General features: G+C 37.5%; 17 protein-coding genes. 5 read left to right on the top strand and 12 right to left on the bottom strand.

Annotated features, from left to right (window positions below):
* Positions 1-122: 122 nt before the first annotated feature.
* On the top strand, positions 123-464 hold the full coding sequence (locus ACQV18_RS01050) for a phage holin family protein (protein WP_428874141.1): 342 nt from the start codon (positions 123-125) through the stop codon (positions 462-464).
* A gap of 73 nt (positions 465-537) precedes the next feature.
* On the opposite strand, the gene pdxS is transcribed toward ACQV18_RS01050, so the two are convergent.
* Entirely contained in the window at positions 538-1,398 is an 861-nt protein-coding gene (gene pdxS, locus ACQV18_RS01045; protein ID WP_428892406.1) for a pyridoxal 5'-phosphate synthase lyase subunit PdxS, read from the bottom strand.
* An 84-nt stretch (positions 1,399-1,482) separates the two neighbouring features.
* On the opposite strand from pdxS, the gene ACQV18_RS01040 reads away from it, so the two are divergent.
* From ACQV18_RS01040 to ACQV18_RS01025, 4 genes are read left to right on the top strand one after another with little or no spacing between them, the layout of a single operon-like run.
* Positions 1,483-2,850 (top strand): PLP-dependent aminotransferase family protein, encoded by a 1,368-nt coding sequence (locus ACQV18_RS01040; RefSeq protein WP_428875373.1) that lies wholly within the window; start codon positions 1,483-1,485, stop codon positions 2,848-2,850.
* Positions 2,851-2,909: 59 nt separating this feature from the next.
* Complete coding sequence (locus ACQV18_RS01035; RefSeq protein WP_428875374.1) at positions 2,910-3,368, top strand: MarR family winged helix-turn-helix transcriptional regulator; 459 nt, start codon at positions 2,910-2,912, stop codon at positions 3,366-3,368.
* A complete protein-coding gene (locus ACQV18_RS01030) occupies positions 3,361-5,124 on the top strand; it encodes an ABC transporter ATP-binding protein (protein WP_428875375.1) in 1,764 nt (587 codons plus the stop codon). The genes ACQV18_RS01035 and ACQV18_RS01030 overlap by 8 nt, the downstream gene beginning before the upstream one ends.
* A complete protein-coding gene (locus tag ACQV18_RS01025) occupies positions 5,114-6,856 on the top strand; it encodes an ABC transporter ATP-binding protein (RefSeq protein WP_428876414.1) in 1,743 nt (580 codons plus the stop codon). The genes ACQV18_RS01030 and ACQV18_RS01025 overlap by 11 nt, the downstream gene beginning before the upstream one ends.
* Positions 6,857-7,275: 419 nt before the next feature.
* Here ACQV18_RS01025 and ACQV18_RS01020 read toward each other — a convergent pair whose 3' ends face one another.
* From ACQV18_RS01020 to ACQV18_RS00970, 11 genes are all read right to left on the bottom strand, one after another.
* Entirely contained in the window at positions 7,276-7,671 is a 396-nt protein-coding gene (locus ACQV18_RS01020; protein ID WP_428892405.1) for a hypothetical protein, read from the bottom strand.
* Positions 7,672-8,349: 678 nt separating this feature from the next.
* Positions 8,350-9,516, bottom strand: a complete 1,167-nt coding sequence (locus ACQV18_RS01015) for an amidohydrolase (protein WP_428874150.1) — start codon at positions 9,514-9,516, stop codon at positions 8,350-8,352.
* Between the two features lie 52 nt (positions 9,517-9,568).
* A complete protein-coding gene (locus tag ACQV18_RS01010) occupies positions 9,569-10,285 on the bottom strand; it encodes a hypothetical protein (protein ID WP_428892404.1) in 717 nt (238 codons plus the stop codon).
* Positions 10,286-10,295: 10 nt separating this feature from the next.
* Complete coding sequence (locus ACQV18_RS01005; RefSeq protein WP_428874153.1) at positions 10,296-11,018, bottom strand: DUF5058 family protein; 723 nt, start codon at positions 11,016-11,018, stop codon at positions 10,296-10,298.
* A 305-nt stretch (positions 11,019-11,323) separates the two neighbouring features.
* Positions 11,324-12,256 carry an NADP-dependent oxidoreductase gene (locus tag ACQV18_RS01000; protein WP_428892403.1) on the bottom strand — a complete coding sequence of 311 codons (933 nt, stop codon included), beginning with the start codon at positions 12,254-12,256 and terminating at the stop codon, positions 11,324-11,326.
* A gap of 327 nt (positions 12,257-12,583) precedes the next feature.
* Positions 12,584-12,829 carry a hypothetical protein gene (locus ACQV18_RS00995; RefSeq protein WP_428874155.1) on the bottom strand — a complete coding sequence of 82 codons (246 nt, stop codon included), beginning with the start codon at positions 12,827-12,829 and terminating at the stop codon, positions 12,584-12,586.
* A gap of 696 nt (positions 12,830-13,525) precedes the next feature.
* A complete protein-coding gene (locus ACQV18_RS00990; protein ID WP_428892402.1) occupies positions 13,526-14,668 on the bottom strand; it encodes a glycerate kinase family protein in 1,143 nt (380 codons plus the stop codon).
* Between the two features lie 61 nt (positions 14,669-14,729).
* The gene (locus tag ACQV18_RS00985) at positions 14,730-16,052 is read right to left on the bottom strand and encodes a 6-phospho-alpha-glucosidase (RefSeq protein ID WP_428874158.1); all 1,323 of its coding nucleotides are present in this window, start codon (positions 16,050-16,052) and stop codon (positions 14,730-14,732) included.
* The gene (locus ACQV18_RS00980; RefSeq protein WP_428892401.1) at positions 16,039-17,694 is read right to left on the bottom strand and encodes a PTS transporter subunit EIIC; all 1,656 of its coding nucleotides are present in this window, start codon (positions 17,692-17,694) and stop codon (positions 16,039-16,041) included. Before ACQV18_RS00980 ends, ACQV18_RS00985 begins: the two co-directional genes overlap by 14 nt.
* A 203-nt stretch (positions 17,695-17,897) precedes the next feature.
* On the bottom strand, positions 17,898-18,632 hold the full coding sequence (locus ACQV18_RS00975) for a MurR/RpiR family transcriptional regulator (RefSeq protein ID WP_428874160.1): 735 nt from the start codon (positions 18,630-18,632) through the stop codon (positions 17,898-17,900).
* Between the two features lie 322 nt (positions 18,633-18,954).
* Positions 18,955-19,224, bottom strand: a 270-nt coding sequence (locus ACQV18_RS00970) for a hypothetical protein (protein ID WP_428874162.1), incomplete at its 5' end; no start/stop codon positions are given.

The following is a 19,224-nucleotide window of genomic DNA, read 5'->3' as shown; positions in this document are numbered from 1 at the left end:
TATATGACCTCCTAATTAATTGTTTACTTTCTCATTATGGCATAATTGTAAGCCCTTTAAAAGAATTTAGAAGTATTTAGAAGCGATAATTTCTGCTATAATATTATAAAAGGAGTGATTGAATGAAAAATATTTTAACAACAACTTTAGTGGTTCTTGTTTTAAGTTACATAATCCCTGGGATTGTTGTCACTAGTTTATTGTCTGTCATTATTTTTTCTATTTTATTGGGATTAGTAAGTGGAACTCTAGGACGTTTATTAAAGTTTGCAGGCTGTGCCATTAATTTACTGACCTTTGGTTTCTTCAACCTTGCTATTAATGCTTTTATGATTCAATTAGTAGACAGTATGTTGGATGGTATTCAAGTTGAAAACTTCTGGTACGCAGCTTTACTGTCAATCGTTATTAGCCTCTTCTCTACTTTCAATCAGAACGAAGATATAAAACACAATAGAATCTAGTTCCATTTTAAAAACAAAAAGACAAGGTTTGCCATGGCAGACCTTGTCTTTTTTGAAGCATGTATCTTTTCGATTAGTTACCGCGATTAGCCATAATCACTTCGACTTCATCTGGGTTCAAGCCGACCATGGCTTCACCCAAATCTTCTGACACTTCGGCGATGACTTTAGGATCTTGATAGTTTTCAACAGCTCGAACAATTGCTTTGGCTCTTTTTTCAGGGTTACCTGATTTGAAAATACCAGACCCAACAAAGACCCCTTGAGCACCTAATTGCATCATTAAAGCTGCATCAGCAGGAGTCGCTACCCCACCAGCAGAAAAGTTAACTACTGGTAATTCACCCGTTTCATGCACTTTTTTAAGTAAATCATAAGGTACCTTTAAGTCACGGGCTTCGACATATAGTTCATCTTCATCCATGGCTTGAATACGTTTAATGCCCGCTTGGATCGACCGCATATGGGTCACAGCTTGAACCACATCTCCTGTTCCCGCTTCTCCTTTGGTCCGAATCAGGGAAGCTCCTTCTTGAATACGACGGAGAGCTTCGCCAATATTTCTAGCTCCACATACAAAAGGTATTTGGAAATTTGTCTTATTTATATGATGGTCATTATCAGCTGGTGATAAAACTTCAGATTCATCAATAAAATCAACGTCAATAGCTTGTAAGATTTGCGCTTCGACAAAATGACCAATACGCACTTTAGCCATAACCGGGATAGAAACAGCTTCTTGAATCGACTTGATTAAGGCTGGATCGGACATCCGGCTAACGCCACCTGCTTGGCGAATATCTGCTGGAATACGTTCTAGAGCCATAACAGCCACTGCACCCGCCGCTTCAGCAATTTTAGCTTGCTCTGGATTCATAACATCCATAATCACGCCACCGACAAAAGTTTTTGGATCAATAATTTCTTTAGACATAAAATCATTCCCTTCTATAGCTATATGATAAAAGATTTTGGTACTATATAAAGTACCAAAACAAAAGAATGTGAGGGTACCAGATTGTTATACTTACAATTATATAATGAAATCAAACAAAGAATCCTACAAGGTCAATTAAATCCCGGTGAAAAGCTAGCTAGTAAAAGACAAATGGCTAAAGACCGTGGGGTCAGCCTTAATACTATAACAGCTAGTTTGGATCAGTTAGCCGCAGAAGGCTATATTGAAGCTATTCAGCGAAAGGGATATTTCGTTCTCAGCCAAAAGTTAAGTTTAAAAGAACCCAATCAATGGCAGCTAAGTGAAATAGAAGCAGAAAGTCAGCCAGCTATTGATTGGCGTTACAAGGGAGTGGATCCTGAATTTCCAGTAGCCACTTGGAAAAAAATTACTATGGAGTGTCTCAATCAAGATGCAAGATATTTGACTGAAAAAGGCTCTAAACTCGGTGAACATCATTTACGTGAAACGATCGCTACCTACTTATGGAATGCCAAAGGAATTAAGGCTTCTCCTAGTCACATTATTATTGGCTCCTCAACTGAAAACTTACTTTTACTCTTAGTTAAATTGATTGGTAAGGCTAAAATCGGTGTTGAAGATCCTGGTTTTCATCGTTGGGGTGATTTTTTAAAAGCCAATCAAATTGAACAGATACCGATTGAATTAGATCAAGAAGGTGCAAATCCTAGTCCCACTGATAAAAAAGAAATGGACTTACTCTATGTTACCCCCTCTTACCAGTTTCCGACGGGCTCGATTATGACAATCGGACGCAAACAAGAATTATTAGAGTGGGCCAATCAAGACGATAAATGGATAATTGAAGATGAATACAATGGTGAATTTCGCTATCAAGGTAAGCCTATTCCCCCTTTAAAGGCGATCGACTCACATGACCATGTTATCTACTTACAGTCTTTTTCATCATTAATTAGTCCCGCTTTAAGAATATCTTTTATACTTTTACCAGACTCGCTCTTACAAAAATTTAAAGAATACCCTTATTATTTTTCTTGTCCCGTTCCACGATTGACCCAAAATGTCTTAGCACAATTCATGGCTGGTGGACATTTTACGCGTCATGTTAACCGCATGCGACGAAAATATGCTAAGAAAAGACAATTATTAGAAGAATGGGCTAAAAACTTCGATAATCTCAAAATTGTTGGTACAAACGCGGGGCTCCACCTATTATTGGAAATTCACGCTACTACTCTTAGTGAAAGTAAAATTGTTGAGATAGCAAAAAAAAGCAGCATGGCTCTATCCCCTTTAGCAGACTATGAATTAAATAAAAAAAGAAGACCCGCTAGTTTAGTAGTTGGATATGCTAGAGCTGATTTTAATGAATTAGAAGCCGGAATGAAGCTTTTGGAGGAAATATTAAATCTTAAAAAGAGAGAGCTTTCAGATCATAATGATTGACATTGGAAAGGATTGCTTTAAAATAGTTCTCATGGTAACTAATATGAAAGGAGACTTCCATGCTCTATCATTTAAAACATACAATCCACCAGGCCGAACAACTTAAAATGCGTTATGCAAATGATTATGATATACAACATTTAGACGGTCCACAAGGACACACTATTATGTACCTATACTGCCATCAAGACTCAGACGTTTTTCAAAAGGATATTGAAGACCACTTAAACATTTCTAAATCTGTGGCCAGCCATTTAATTCAACGGATGAAACGTAATGGTTTTATTGAAACTTTTCCCTATGCGGAAGATAAACGTCATAAAGTCATACAATTAACAAAATTAGGTCTTGAAAAATCGAGTAAAATTGAAGCGTTTATTATCATGATCAAACAAACCCTTCTGAATGGAATCTCACAAGAAGAAATTAATTGCTTGCATAAAATTTTTCTGCGAATAGACCAAAATATTATAAGGGCCAATAAATTATTGGATCAAAAGGAGGATACTCATGTTTAAAATATTTAAAAGACTAACCGCTAAACAAGTTGCCACGATGATAACTGCTATTATCTTAATCATTGCTAGCGTTTGGATTGAATTGCAAGTACCTGGCTATATGTCAGAAATTACACAAAGACTGCAAAATCCGGGAGTAGCTGTTTCAGATCTCTATCATCCAGGATCTAAGATGGTTGGTCTATCGATTATTGGTCTCGTCTTATCGCTGATAGTTGTCTTCCTATCAGCACGAGTGGCAGCTAGTTTTGCCTCGGGATTGAGACGTGACGTTTTTGATTCTGTTATGGATTATTCAACAAAAGAATTGCAAGATTTCTCCATTCCTAGCTTATTAACGCGAACAACCAATGACATCGTTCAAATTCAAGTCTTCTTGGCTATGGGCCTACAAATTATTGTTAGAGGACCGATGATGGCTATTTTAGCTATTGGTAAAATTTCTACAAAAAATGTGGAATGGATGTGGGTAACCTTTACTGCTGTTGGCTTAATGTTAACAACCATTATTATCCTCTTATCCATCGTTTTACCTAGACAAAAGCTAGTCCAAAGCTTAACCGACCGCTTGAACCGTATCATGCGAGAAACCCTATCCGGTATGCGCGTAATTCGTGCTTATAATGCGGAAGACTATCAAACCGAAAAATTCTCAGACGCTAACCAAGAACTAACCGGTTTAAACTTAGTCATTTACCGAACAATGAGTTTTATGAACCCTCTAATGATGCTTGTTTCTAACGGTTTGACTTTAGGTGTTTATTGGGTAGGCGCCTATTTGATTGCAGCTGCTGCCTTTCAAGAAAAAATCGTTCTTTTTTCAGATATGATTGTCTTTTCATCTTATGCCATGCAAGTAGTGATTGGTTTTATGATGATGACTATGATCTTCATTATAACGCCTCGTACCATGGTTTCTGCTAAAAGAGTCGGTGAAGTACTAGATACTAAATCGAGTCTCATCTATCCAGAAAATGCCCCACAAGAAAAAGATAAAGGGTCGCTGGTATTCCAAGATGTTAGCTTTACTTATCCAGGTGCTTCTAAGCCTGTACTGGAGGATATATCCTTTGAAGCAAAAGCTGGTCAAACCCTCGCCTTTATCGGGTCAACTGGATCTGGTAAATCCACCTTGATCAACTTGATTCCACGTTTATTCGATACCACTGAAGGAGAAATTTTGATTAATGGCAATTCGATCAAAGACTATCCTCGTGAACGCCTAAACGAAATTATTGGCTATGTCCCCCAAAGGTCTGTCTTATTTTCAGGAAGCATTGAATCTAATATTGCTTTTGGCGATTCCAGCCAAAGCCCACTCAGTGAAGCCGAAATATGGGAGGCCATCGATATCGCCCAAGCAAAAGATTTCGTCACTGAAAAAGAAGAACAATTACAAAGTTATGTGGCTCAAGACGGTACCAACTTCTCAGGTGGGCAAAAGCAACGTTTAGCCATCGCCCGAGCTATCGGTCGAAAACCGCAAATTCTTATCTTTGATGATTCCTTCTCAGCCCTTGACTATCAAACCGATCGTAAATTGCGCCACATTCTAGCTGAAAAAACCAAAGAAATGACTAAAGTCATTGTCGGTCAAAGAATTTCAACCATCATGGATGCTGATTTGATTATGGTCATAGAAAAGGGACGAATTGTTGGTAAAGGAACCCACCAAGAATTATTAACATCCAACAAAATCTATCAAGAAATCGCTTATTCACAATTAAACAAGGAGGAACTTGACAATGGAAAATAAAGATAAAACTGTTACTTTAAGAACCTATAGCAAGGGCTTCCGTCTAATTTTTGCATTGGCTCTTCTTTTCTCAATAGCTGGTTCTTATATTTCAGTAATCGGACCGGATCGAATTCGCCAAATTACCGACTTAATTGCTCAAGGCATGATGAATGAAATGAATTTAGAAAAGATCAGTCAACAAGCCACTTATTTAGCTATGTTGTTTGCTTTGGGGGCTGTTGCCAACTACGGTGCTTCCTTTATCATGGCAACTATCTCACAACGTTTAACGCAAAATTTGCGTGAAGGGATTGGTCACAAGGTCAACCGCATGCCTCTTAATTATTTTGACCAACATTCGCAAGGCGATACCCTGTCACGAGTGACCAATGACTTAGACACTTTAGGACAAACACTCAACCAAAGTATGTCTACCCTTGTTTCTGCTACCACTATGTTAATCGGAACACTTATTATGATGTTTCGCACAGATGTTACTTTGACCTTTGTTTCTATCGCAACCGTTGTAGTTGGTTTTGGAATCACTATTTTTCTAATGATAAAATCCAGAAGCTTTTTTAAGCAACAACAAAACCACTTAGCCGACATTAACGGCCATATAGAAGAAATGTATACTGGCCATGCTATTGTACGTTCATATAATGCCATCGAATTCGCCAAGGAAACCTTTCGGACGATTAATGAAGATTTAGAAAGCAGCATTTGGAAAGCCCAATTTCTCTCAGGTATTGCCATGCCTTTAATGATTTTTATTGGTAACTTTGGTTATGTATTGGTGTGTATCTTCGGTGCAGCCTTAGTAATCGAAGGTCAGATAACGATTGGAGTCATTGTCGCCTTTATGATGTATATTCGGATGTTCTCTCGGCCGATTCAACAGTTGGCTCAATCCAGCCAAGCTTTAGCTCAGGCTCGCGCTGCTATGGCTCGTGTGTTTGATTTTCTTAATGAAGCAGAATTAGAAGATGAAAACCATAAGACGCGTCAATTAGAAGACGTTAAGGGTTTAATTGAATTCGACCATGTTCATTTTGGCTACGATCCTGAAGAAATGATTATTCACGACTTCTCTGCCTATGCCAAGCCAGGCAAAAAGATTGCCATTGTTGGGCCAACCGGTGCGGGGAAAACCACAATTGTGAACTTATTAATGCGCTTTTATGAAATTGATAGGGGTGAGATTCGTCTAGACGGTAAAAATATCCAAAAAATGAAACGCAGTGAAATTCATGATTACTTCTCTATGGTTTTACAAGATACTTGGCTATTTGAAGGAAGCATTCGTGAAAACTTACTCTTTAATAAAAAAGATGTGGGAGAAGCTGAAATGATTGCGGCTTGTCAAGCTGTCGGCATTGACCATTTTATTAATACCCTCCCCCATACTTATGACACTGTCCTAGATGAAAAAGTTACCCTATCAGTTGGGCAAAAACAATTACTAACCATTGCCCGTGCGCTCATTAAGGACGCGCCATTATTAATTCTAGATGAGGCAACATCTTCAGTAGATACACGAACAGAAGTGCTTATCCAAGAAGCCATGGATAAATTAACTGAGGGTCGAACTTCCTTTATCATTGCCCACCGCTTATCAACTATTCGTAATGCTGATTTAATCTTAGTCCTAAAAGATGGTAATATCATAGAACAAGGTAACCATGACCAATTAATTCAAGCACAAGGATTCTACGCCGACCTCTATAATAGTCAGTTTGAAGCTGCCTAATCTAGGTTTACTCACACAAAAGCTCGCCCTAGCAGGCGAGCTTTTTAGCTATTGGCTCACTTGTCGTCTAAATTCAAAGTGATAGTATTGATAGTGACAATGATAGTTCAAGACAGCCCCTACAGCAGCTGATAAGCTGAAGTCGATAGAAAGCTAGATTCCAACTGCATGATGGTCAGGATGCTTTGAAGAAGGATCCAAAACCATCCTGCTCCACAATATTTTTATAATCTTTATTAAGAAATTCCCTCTTATTGTATCTTGTCTGTGTTTTAGCAAGACCCCAATTAAATTCGCTTTTTATTGATAGTTATTTTAAGTATTTAAAAAAACTTCAATAATTGAAGGCATAAGTTACTTATCTTTTAAGTTTATCTACTCGTATGTCTCATCGGTATATCATACACAATTAAAATTGATCAGACCTGTTCGTCTGTAGCAGCTGGATTTACCAAGTTGAAGCGGTAATCGCCTTCCAACCCTTTGGCAATTTCATTATAAGCAGCTTTTAGTTCTTTCTTCATCTTCTGCCATGCTGGCAAAACATCTGGATGGCCTGCCCCTAATAAATTAATTGAAGCTTTGAAATCTTCATCTGTAAGAGTAATAGTAAAAGTTTTATCTCCTTCCTCAAAATCAGCCCTTAGAAAACCTTCATAATTATCTCTTAAAACGAGTAAGTCCGTCTGCTCCTTCAGCAAATTACTTAGATGTTGTTCGCTCTCTGCGCTAGTGATTAGCGTGGTTTCCAACTTTTCTAGCGAAGAAAATGCCTGTGTTTTCTGATTAATAGTCCTATCTTGTATAGTTATCATGTTCGTAAATATAGACAAAGAGATGAAGAACAAATGCTTAAAAGGATAACTAGCCCTAAAAGCATTTCCAACAGCCGGCTTAATTTTTTGAAGTTTGAGTGTTTCTCATAGAAATAGCTCCTTTAATAAAACAATCAGAAAATTTGAAGCAGCGTAATTTTAGAAGAGAAGTGTAACATTTTTCTTCACGCTTTATTATCTGTTCAACAAAATCTTTCTATCGCACGTAAACTTGTGGAACATAAATTTTATATGCGAACAAGTCAGCTCCACCTGTAATTATACCGAATTACAATAAGCTTCAGCTAGCTCTTTATCATTAGGTTGAAGAAAGCCGGTTCGATAAGCATCTATCAAGTGAAGAGAGTTAATTATTTGATGATAGTCATTGCGTTTATCAATTATGCGCTTATATTCAGTATCAATTGGAAGTCCCTTATAATCAAAATCTGTTAGCTAATAATCATTGTTTTGTAACATATGTGTATAGCCTAATTAATTAATAAAAAACCTAATCGTCAGTAAGTCTACTAACCATTAGGCTTATTAGAAAAAAGAGGCTCTATAATAAATAGGATGGAAGGAAGTGTTTTTTCTTCCATCCACCCTATTTGACATAGAGCCAAAAAAGATAAGTATCCTTAAATTAAAAACATACTTTCAGTAGTAGTCAAAAGACTATTCGCTTATATGTAAGAAATCCCATGCGAATTGCGCATGTAGGGCTGCACCAAACTTCAAATAGTCTTCATCAATATTGAATTTTTCATGGTGAGGGAAATAAATTGTATCTTTCTCTTCATTGCTATAACCCATCATTGCATAAGCTCCAGGTGCTTCTTGGAAATAATATGGCATGTCTTCTGATCCCATCATGATTGGGCCGTGAACGTTCTTTCCAGGTCCAAAAACTTTTTCAGCTGCTTTAGCAGCAATTTCAGTGATTCTTTCATCATTATACAAACTAATTGTACTTTCTTCAATTTCAACATTGATTGAAATATCATAGATTTTTTCTAAGCCAGCAGCCAAATCTTTAATCTTATTATGAATAATTTTTCTTGTCTCTTCATGTAAATAACGCATAGAGATATCTAGTTTAGTATATTTAGAAATAACGTTTGCTTTAGTTCCTCCGTTAAATTTACCTACCGTTAGCACAATCGGAGACTGTGAATTCACAAATTTAGTGATCATTGCATTGAGTTGAGTCACAAACTCTGCAGCAGGTAAAATCGTATCTTTTGCTTTATGAGGCATGGATCCATGTCCAGAAACCCCTTCAAAGCTCACGTAGATTGTATCGCACCCTGCCATCCGATAACCAGATGTTATGTCATATGTTCCTACTTCGATAGGCATACCATGCATTCCAAAGACCGCATCGACACCCTCCATTCCTCCATCAGCTACAACCCTTCTTGCTCCTGTAAAGGTTTCTTCCGCTTCTTGAAATAATAAGCGAACTTCTCCTGGTAATTCTTCTTTAATATCTGTCAACATTTTTGCAGCACCTAATAGCATCGACATATGACCGTCATGCCCACAAGCGTGCATTTTTCCATCTTCTTTAGAAGAGTATTCAGCTCCCGATTGTTCTAGAATAGGCAAGGCATCAATATCCGAACGCAATGCAACCGTCTTACCGGGCTTCCCACCTTTAATATGGGCAACCAAAGAAGTTATACCAACCTTTTCATAAGGTATCCCTAACTCCTCCAAACGCTTCATAAGGTACTTTTGAGTCTCAAACTCATGTTCACTTAATTCTGGATACTGATGTAAGTATCTTCTCGTTTCGATTATTTGAGTTTCTAATTCTTTGGCTTTCTCAATAAAGTTCATTATTTATCCTCCTTAAAATCTAACTAATTATTAAAATGTCAATTAAAATCTTTTATTCCTTATTGTTTGACTCTACATCATTTTTGGCCCTATACAAGGAATAAGCAATTCCTAATAAAGCGACTATACCTACATCAGCTGATGAAATTAATTTATATATACTTTCTGGTAAAAAATTTGGTGAGAATTTAATGAAAATCATAGTTGATACAGCAATTAAGACTAAAACCATTAAATTATTTTTCTTAACCTTGGAACCTAACGTTATCATCATTGCTCCTAATACTCCTGGTAAGGCAAAATCAAAAGAAGCTAAGATGGTAGGTGGTAAGCTATTGATAATCGTTTGACCAGCTACCATGACAATGCCCAAGATGAAAAGATTTGTAAGTGTTGAAGAAATAATAGCAAATATCCCAGCTACTTCAGCCTGTTCAGATCCTGGTTTTAAATCAAGAGCGTCTTGTGTAGCAGCGATGACTGGCATACGCATATTCCCAATATTACCAGATAAAAATGACATATAAGTACCCGCTGGACCAAGAGTGGGGAAATAGGATATCGGCTCTACGAACCAAATAACTCCCACGAACCCAACAATCGAAATTAATCCAGAAATGATATCTGCAATGTCAGGATAATGACCTAATACAAAGGTTAAGTAGGAGGGAATCATTAAAGTTGAAATTAATGCAATTGCGATTGTTACCCTTCCCCAAAAATGTATGGACTTTTGAAAATTACTTGATAAATTTTTATTATTTTCCATTTTTCTCTCCTTAACTTAATATGCTTCCAACAATCATTGCAGCAATAACTGAAAAACCCATAGACCATTCCTTCAACCACTTTTTAGAACGATCTTTTTCAACGATTTTATTAATAGCAACAGTGGCTAAACCTCCGGCAATTAATGCCGCCATAGGAGCAATCGAAGAGTTTTCTTGTAAAATTCCCTTATTGATGACTTCTTTATAACCTAGGGTGAAAAAGATAATAAAAGGTGCAAAGACAGACATGTAAGCGATGGTTAAAGGGTTGGCTTTTTTCATTTTTTCTTGGATACCATCTATTCTTTTAGTAGCAAAGAAGACCACAACCAGCCAGCCTGCTCCTCCTAAAGTCATAACCCAAGCAGCAGCAGATAACATCTTAGGCATAAACTCTGCTGTACCAGCAGTTCCCCCACTACCTATCTGAGCTGAAATAATTTCAAAAGCAGCCGATCCGATAATTCCTATTCTTGCGAAGGTAATTGGTCCTCCAATCCGAGAAATTAAGGCGATGGCTACCGCAAAAACAGCAAAAGCTGGACCAATCGTTCCTATAATTCCAATTTTAAATGATTTCTTTACCTCTTCATTACTTAATAAATTAGTGTTTTTAACGTGATTCTTTGCAAGACGATAAAAAATAAAGGATTGAATGATTACAGTTGATACAATAATAATCGCTAAAATCCACATCACCAAACTATTGGCAATTTGCATTGTTTCATTCATGTGTATTCTCCGTTTCTAATAAAATTTTAACTTTAAAGCGCTTTATAAAGTAAATAAAGTATAACATTTACACTTTTATAAAACAACAATAAATTACATGAAACGAAGTCCGGATAGTTGTGCAGAATCAACAAAACTCTGATTGATAGCGTTTGTTTTTGATAGTTTGCTAAGGTGTTTTGAATCAAAATTGCTATTTTTTATTTCAACGCTCATAAAATATTTATTTGCCATCAGCATTGCTCAAAAAGCAGTGAGATGCCTACGTCAGCTGTACTTCTCCCATTTGAAGAAAGCTATTGGCCTTATTTGATGACAATCACTATTTTACCCTTAGCATGGTGGCTTTCACTGATTTTATGAGCCTCACTTAAGCCATGAGCCGTCAATGGGAATTCATGCCCGATATAAGGTTTAACTTGGCCCTTTTCAATTAACTCAGCTAGTTTGGCTAAGTGGTTTCCATTCGATTTGGCCGCAAGAGCTTCAACCGTAATGTTTCTTGCTTTAGCTTTTTCCTGGTCGGCTTGACCCACGGTAGAAACAATTCGTCCGCCGTCCTTTACGAGAGCCAAACTTTTAGCTAGTGTTTCGCCACCCAAGGTATCTAAGACTAAGTCTAAGTCTTTAGCCACCTCAGCAAAATCAGTGGTTTTATAATTAATGAAGCGATCAACGCCCAGCTTTTTAAGCATGTCTTCATTCTTACCACTGGCTGTTGAATAAACATATGCACCAAAACTTTTAGCGATTTGAATAGCAAAGCTGCCTACACCACCCGAACCGGCATGAATCAGCACGTGGTCACCTTCTTTAACTCGACCAAACTCCACCATGGCTTGCCAAGCAGTTAGACCCACCATTGGAACAGCGGCCGCTTCTTTAAATGTTATATTTTTCGGCTTATGGGCAACTAAACTCTCCTTAACCGCCACATACTCAGTGTAGGTTCCACTTTTTAAAGAGGAATTGGCAAAGACTTCATCCCCCACTTTGAATTGAGTAACATCTTTACCTACCTCCACCACTACTCCGGCAGCATCCAGTCCCAAAATAATGGGAAAGTCAAAAGAAATTACTTCAGCCATCTCACCTCTTCGCACCTTGGTATCAAAGCGGTTGATGGATGTGGCATGCAATTCAATTAAAACTTGATTGTCTTTAAGCTGCGGTTGAGGTAGATTGGCTTCTACAAATTGATCGGTATCGCCGTATTGATTGATAACAATGGCTTTCATATCAAACACTCCTTCTATTTTCTAGTACTGGAAAGATTCCATCTCTCTTTAGTAATAGTTTAGCACAGGACTGTTTGAACCCCCTAAAGGGATGCTTACAGACCATAAAAATTGAGCATCTAGCGTTTAATCCAGTCCAGAATTTTGTGTAAAATAATGAAAACAATCTTAGAATTATATAAAACTTAATGTAAGATAAATAAATAGGGCTGAAGATAAAGTTGTCTTATCCTCAGCCCTATTTATTTAACTTTTAAACCACCAGACTTTTATTGTTTAAACCGTCGCATCAATCGTTCCAATTAACGACTGCATTGATTTGAAGAATTAGGGTCTATTATATGCCTCAAAGGTCTGCACATTAATGATTTTATCATTTTCAGTAATCAATGTTGTGTGTTCATTTCTTATAATTTCAATGGCTTCTTCTTTCGAAATTTCTTGATTATGAATGGGAGTTCCCATCCCTTCCCAATGGGTGAAACGAATAGGTTTAGTGGCTTGTTTGATTTGATCAATCACTTCTTCTTCTGAAACATTGGTCCCTAAATCTGTTGACGTATAATGAATCATTTGAACAACCTCCTTTTTAAGATAGTATATCACAGAGTGCAAACAAAACGTATAGTTAATGGTTTAAATTTTAATTATTTTGTGCCCTAACTGATCCTTGATATTGAATGACACTCTTTATTATTGACCGAACACTAACAATGGAGTTGGTTAACCTATTACTTATGATTTGAGTTGAAATCTTTATATTAGACAATACCTGCGTCCTATTAAGAAGACTCAAATTCTTGAGCCCCCCAACGGTCAAACATAGATTAAAAATCTGTTTTAAGATTATTTAACATTCAATTGCCCTAATAAGACGACCTTTATTTTTTAATAAGGTCTCCTTTTAGAATTTATGAAACAAATATGCAAGAAAAGGAAGAAAAGCGAGTAAATTAATTATTATTAAAATAATACTGATACGCTTATTAATTGTTCTCTTGTAAGGATCTTTTTCTTTATACCATTGATAAATCGCAACCATCATTAAAACTAAAAGAAATATTAAGAAAACAACAAACAATTTTGTAGAAAGCATCCCATTCCCCCAGAAAAATATTTTTAACTGAGTTATTCGCATGCAATACACAATCATACTAAATTTCTAACGCTAATTAAGTATATAAAATTGTGAGAACGCTTTCAACTTTTTTAAAATAACCTTAAAAGAACATCCTTTTTGACAGTCTTTTTCTATTAAAACCTTTCATTTTATAAGCAAACCAGCTTATTTTTTTGAGCGAACTCAATCAGATTGATCGTCCTCTCCACAGCTTTGGTTAACAGTTGTTGACTCAATTCCATTGCTCGGTCCAATTCCATAGGGCGATCAACAATAGGTATTAAGGCGAATAAGTTTTCTTCAGGAAGGGCAACTTGTTGACTATCAATCTGTCCAGCAAATAACAAGACGGGTACCTGATACTTTTTAGCCAAGCGACTGATACCAATAGGTACTTTGCCACTGAGGGACTGATCATCGAATCTACCTTCACCAGTTATAATCAGATCGGCTTCTTTAATCAATGCGTCAAGGTTCCCTTTTTCAGCTAATAAGAAAAGCCCATTTCTAAATTTGGCTCCAAAAAAGGTCGATAAGGCAAAACCTATCCCTCCTGCTGCTCCGGCCCCTTCTAAATGTCGATAGTCTTTTTTTGTGGCCTCTAACAATAGGTCGGCGTAATTTTTCATCGAAGCATCATAAGTAGGAAGGTCTTTAGTAGCTAAGCCTTTTTGTGGCCCAAAGACATAGCTTGCTCCTTTAGGACCTATTAAGGGATTATTTACATCAGAGGCAAGTATTAAATCAACCTGCTTCATCCGTCGATCGATACCTGACGGATCCATACTTGCTACTCGATTCAACTCTACAGGTAAAATGGGCAACTCTTGCTGGTGGCTATCAAAAAATTTTAAGCCTAGCGCTTGAAGTAAGCCCATTCCTCCGTCAACGGTCGCACTACCACCTAAACCAAGAATAATCCTTTCAGCACCAAAATCAAGTGCTTGTATCAGTTGTTGTCCTACCCCATAGCTAGTATGGCGCGTAGGGTCTAAGTTTTTAGGGTCGGCATGAATAATACCTGCTCCTTGTGCTACTTCTATAATGGCTAATTTTTCCTGCTCAATCCATCCCCATTTTCCATTAAATGCCTTACCATCAACACCCTTGATGGTTTGTGTAATATATTCCCCTTTTAATACCGATACAAAGGCATCCACTGTTCCCTCACCGCCGTCTGCGATTGGAAAGCAGGTGACTGAATGATTAGGTAAAGCATCTTTAACGCATAAATTGGCTTGTTCACTAGTCATTGATCCTTTAAAGGAATCGATTGCTGCTAATATCTTCATTAAACACCTTCTCCTTATTTAGAAAAACGACGTAAGCATAACTCTTACGTCGTATCCCTCTTTATTTTAAAGTCGGCCAATATTCTTTGTTGGCTTCAATCAAAGCATCCAAGACTTGACGCGCCTTTTTGGCATCGACAACCGTACGATTTAAAGTAAGTGCTTGTAAGGCCTTATCATAAGATTCTTCAAGGTAGGCTTCGACCGTTAATTGTTCAAAGGCGTGTTGCCCTTCGATCATGCCTTTATAGAATGTGCCTACTTTTCCTACTGCGTAAGGTCGTGGACCATTGACTCCTAGTGAAGCAGCGACCTCAATCATGCAATCATCCGGTAAGTTCGCAACAATTCCTTCGTTACGGACTATAACTACAAAAGTCTTCCTTAAATTGTTGGCAATCGAAGCAGCGACTTCAACAATCATGTCTCCGTGCGCATCATTATGCACGATATCTGAATCTTTTGCTGTGCCATTCTTAATAATACGGCGACATTCAGTAAAGACTTTTTTCTCGCGCCCATTTCGCACCTCATCACTACGAGTCCAATTTGGATCTAGTTTAGCTAATTTAGCGTCTGGATAGAGGTAATATTGTAAATAGGTGTTGGGTAGATAATCTGGGAAGTCTCGCAACATATCTTCCACCATTGCATAGGTATCCAACCATGATTGGTCACGCTGTTCGGCATCCACTGGTCGAAAGCCCCCATTAAGAATCATTTCTTTTAGTTCTGGTGCGCGATCCTTACCAAATTCATCGTAAAGATGGGTAAACCAACCAAAGTGATTAAGACCAAAATAAACCGGTTCAAATTTATCTGCATCGTAGTCTAAGAGCTTACCGAAAGAACGTAAGAGGTTGACGGGTTGATCACAAATATTTAGAATTTTATCCTCTTCTGGGAAGATTTTATCTAGTGCTAGAGCTACAATTGCCGCTGGGTTTGTATAGTTAAGGATCCATGCATCCGGACTGTAATGGCGCACATCATTTACCATTTCTTCCATATCTCTAATTGATCGCATACCATAGGCAAATCCACCCGGCCCACACGTTTCTTGGCCAATGACACCGAGTTGAAGTGGAATTTTTTCATCGCGATCACGCATATCGTAGCCACCTGTCCGCATTTGACAGAAGACAAAATCCACATTTGAATACGCTTCTTTTTTATCTGTCGTATAGCTAAAGTCTACCTCTGGAGCTTCTTCTCTAAAGAGTATTTTGCCAAATTCCCCAATCACTGCTTGCCGTTTCTCATCAATATCATAAAGCACCAATTTGTTAATCGGAAACTTATCCAGATGTTTAGTCATTGCTTTTAAAATACCCGGTGTCCAAGTAGATCCGCCACCGACAACCACTATATTATTTTTTTTCATTTTCTGCGGTCTCCTTTTGTATTTTTTGATCTTTACGATTATAAATGTAATCGTCAACGATGTTACGCATTTGTGTAATTCTTCCGCCGTAAACCACATGGATGGTATGGTCATCTGGTTTGATAATACCATTGGGTTGGGTCCGGTTAAGTAAACTTTCATCAATTAACGAACTGTCTTTGACTTCCACACGTAAACGACTGATGCAATTATCAACATCAGTAATATTATCAACGCCTCCTAAGCCATTGACAATATTTTGCGCGGTTAAACGATTCGCTTCTGTAATATCTACCTCCGCATTACCGTCAACTTCTTCTTCAACAAAATCACTGGCTTGACGACCTAAGGTCATGATATTAAGTCGGGTGATAATAAATTTGAAAGTGAAATAATAAACGGCGAAGAAGATGGGTCCGGCAATGAGATAAATATACCATTTCGTTTCAGCACCTTGCAGTACCCCAAAGACGAACCAATCGATGATTCCCCCCTGAACATTTCCGATAGCCACATCTAATAAGGCTGGAATTAAGAAGGCAATTCCTGCAAATATTGAATTCACTACCCACAAGATTGGTGAAATAAAGATAAATGAGAATTCAATCGGTTCGGTAATCCCAGTTAAAATCACCGCAGTGACACCTGGAATAAAGAATTTCAATAAACGGTCTCTTTTTTCTGGTAGAGCCATATGATACATCGCTAAAACAGCTGCCGGCATACCGAATACCATCTGCAAGATCTTACCTTGAGCGAGGAAGGCTGTTGCATCCGTTGAAAAAGGAAGACCGTTGTCTAATTGATAGAGATAAATTTGAAGGGCTCCGACCAGTGATTCACCGTTGATATTTTCAATCCCACCCAAGGCGGTGAAACGGAAAGTCTGGTTGAGTACATGGTGCAACCCCGTTGGAATCATCAGTTTTTCGATCATTCCGTATAAAAAGATTCCCAAAGAGCCTGTTTCGCTGATAAGTCCACCTAAAGCAATAATAAGTTGATTTACCAAAGGCCATACGATGGTTAACAAGGCACCGACTATCGCCATCACGATGGCTACGACAATTGGTACAAAACGTTTCCCACTATAGAAAGTAAGGGATTGATGTAATTCAGTGTTACGGTATTTATTATGTAAGAAGACACCCATTAAACCGGCAATAATACCACCGATAACATTGGTATTATATACAAAGAGGCCTAGCGTACTAGTAAATAAGGAATTCTGTAAAGTAGCATCGACTTGAGACAAGCCCTCTGTTTCCATTAAATAATTAATTGACGTTGTGTCCGGAGTTAAGCCTTGAAGTTGTAATACATACGTCATCCCAATCAGCATGGCAATATATCCTACTGCCCCTGAATAAACGGCTACTTCCTTATCTCTTCTAACCATTCCTAATGGAATCGACATAGCGAATAAAATAGGTAAGTACCCAAATGGTAACGCGGATAACTTACGAATCATGCCAAAAATGTTTTGTAAAATCTCGTTCCCTAAAAAAGGCACGTAACGGATTATATTTTCGTTTTGTAAAGCAGCTGATAGCCCCAGAAAGATTGCCATGAATGAAAGCAAACTAATTGGGAATAACAGAGATTTGCCAAAACTTTGAAAATTCTTTCTAAAATTTTTCAATTGACAACATCCTCTCTTTTATAGTTTCTAGTGTTACCGATCGTGTCTTGCAGTAGAAACCCTGTCTCTTTTCTACCTAATGATTCATTCTTCCTCCTCTCTTATATTCTTAATTTACTTCTTTTGTATTATAGCGCTTACATAAGACGGATGGCTCCAAGTGGACGGATAATTATCCACAAATGGCCACTTTGTTAAAGAACTTATTTAACTAACTTCAAATAGTTTGATTTGAGGTAGTTAATTGTTTCATTGACCATTAAAATCATATGCACTTGCTGTTCCCTTGACAAACCGTCCAATAAATTCACTTGAACGTCATGATAAAAGCTTAATTTACTGGCCTTCATGACTGAAGAATCCTTTTTGGTTATCGCAAAGACCGTCATTTTTTTTGCTTTGGCTTTCTCAATAACTTGCAAGCAGCGCTGTGTTTCACCTGAAGATGAAAGTACTAATAGGCTATAATTGTGAAAATGCTCCAACATTTTGATTTCAGAAATAATCACCACCGGAATGCCTAAATAAATCAACTGCCTTGCCATGTAGCGTGCGGTGACCCCGGAAGCCCCTAGACCAAAGAGCATTAAGTGGTGGCGATGGGTATAGATAGCCCCTGCTAAATCAGCCAAACTTGCAAAGTCAATCAGATCCACAGCACTTTCAGTAGTGGTCAATCCTGAATGTGCTTTACGTTTTTGTAAATTGATGTCTGCTTGTACCGCATATTTAAGTTCACTGAACCCTTTAAAGCCTAACAACTTACACGTTCGGTTTATTGTCGCTTGTGAGGTATAAGTCTCTTGGGCAATTTTTAACACGGTTTGATTGGGAATTGATGCAAAATGATTCTCTAAATAATCCAGTACAACTTTTTCACTTTGACTTATTTTCTTAGCAAAATTCCTCTCTTGCAATTGGTTGATTACTTGGTACATAGATTTATGATCTCCTTTTTTGTATCTCATCAAGTTATAAGTGGTCTAAATGCATACTTATTGAGTATGTATACCCTTTCATTATAAAGGATTATATTCTTTCATACTAATTCAGTTTTACAAGAGTCACAACTAGATGTTTGTTGCAAAGGATTAAAAAAGCCGTTAATAAATAAAAGCCGATCATTTTTCAATGAACTCGCAACAAACAAGTCCAAACAAAAAGAGCCAAAATATCAAATGATTTTGACTCTTTATTTGAATAAAGTTCCATCTTAATTTCTAAGATCAGATCGCTACAATATAAATTTAGATTTGATAATTACTTTCTTTTCAAAAGCATAACGGTTCCAATTGCCATAACTATAAATGAGAGCATTCCTAAGACAGTCTTTTCTTCACCTGTTGGTGGTAAATGGTTGGATGTATCTTCAGGAGATGGAGTTTCTGAGGAAGTTTCATCGGTTGTTTCAACAGTTGTTGGTTCTTCGGTTGTCTCCACTGTAGTCGTCACTTCACTGGTTTCAACAGTTGTTAGTTCTTCGGTCGTCTCCACTGTAGTGGTCGCTTCACTGGTTTCAACAGTTGTTGG

The sequence above is a fragment of the Facklamia sp. P9177 genome, assembly GCF_050409585.1.
Taxonomy (GTDB): domain Bacteria; phylum Bacillota; class Bacilli; order Lactobacillales; family Aerococcaceae; genus Facklamia.
Note: the sequence above shows the minus strand (reverse complement) of the source record. Positions and strands in the feature narration are given on the sequence as shown.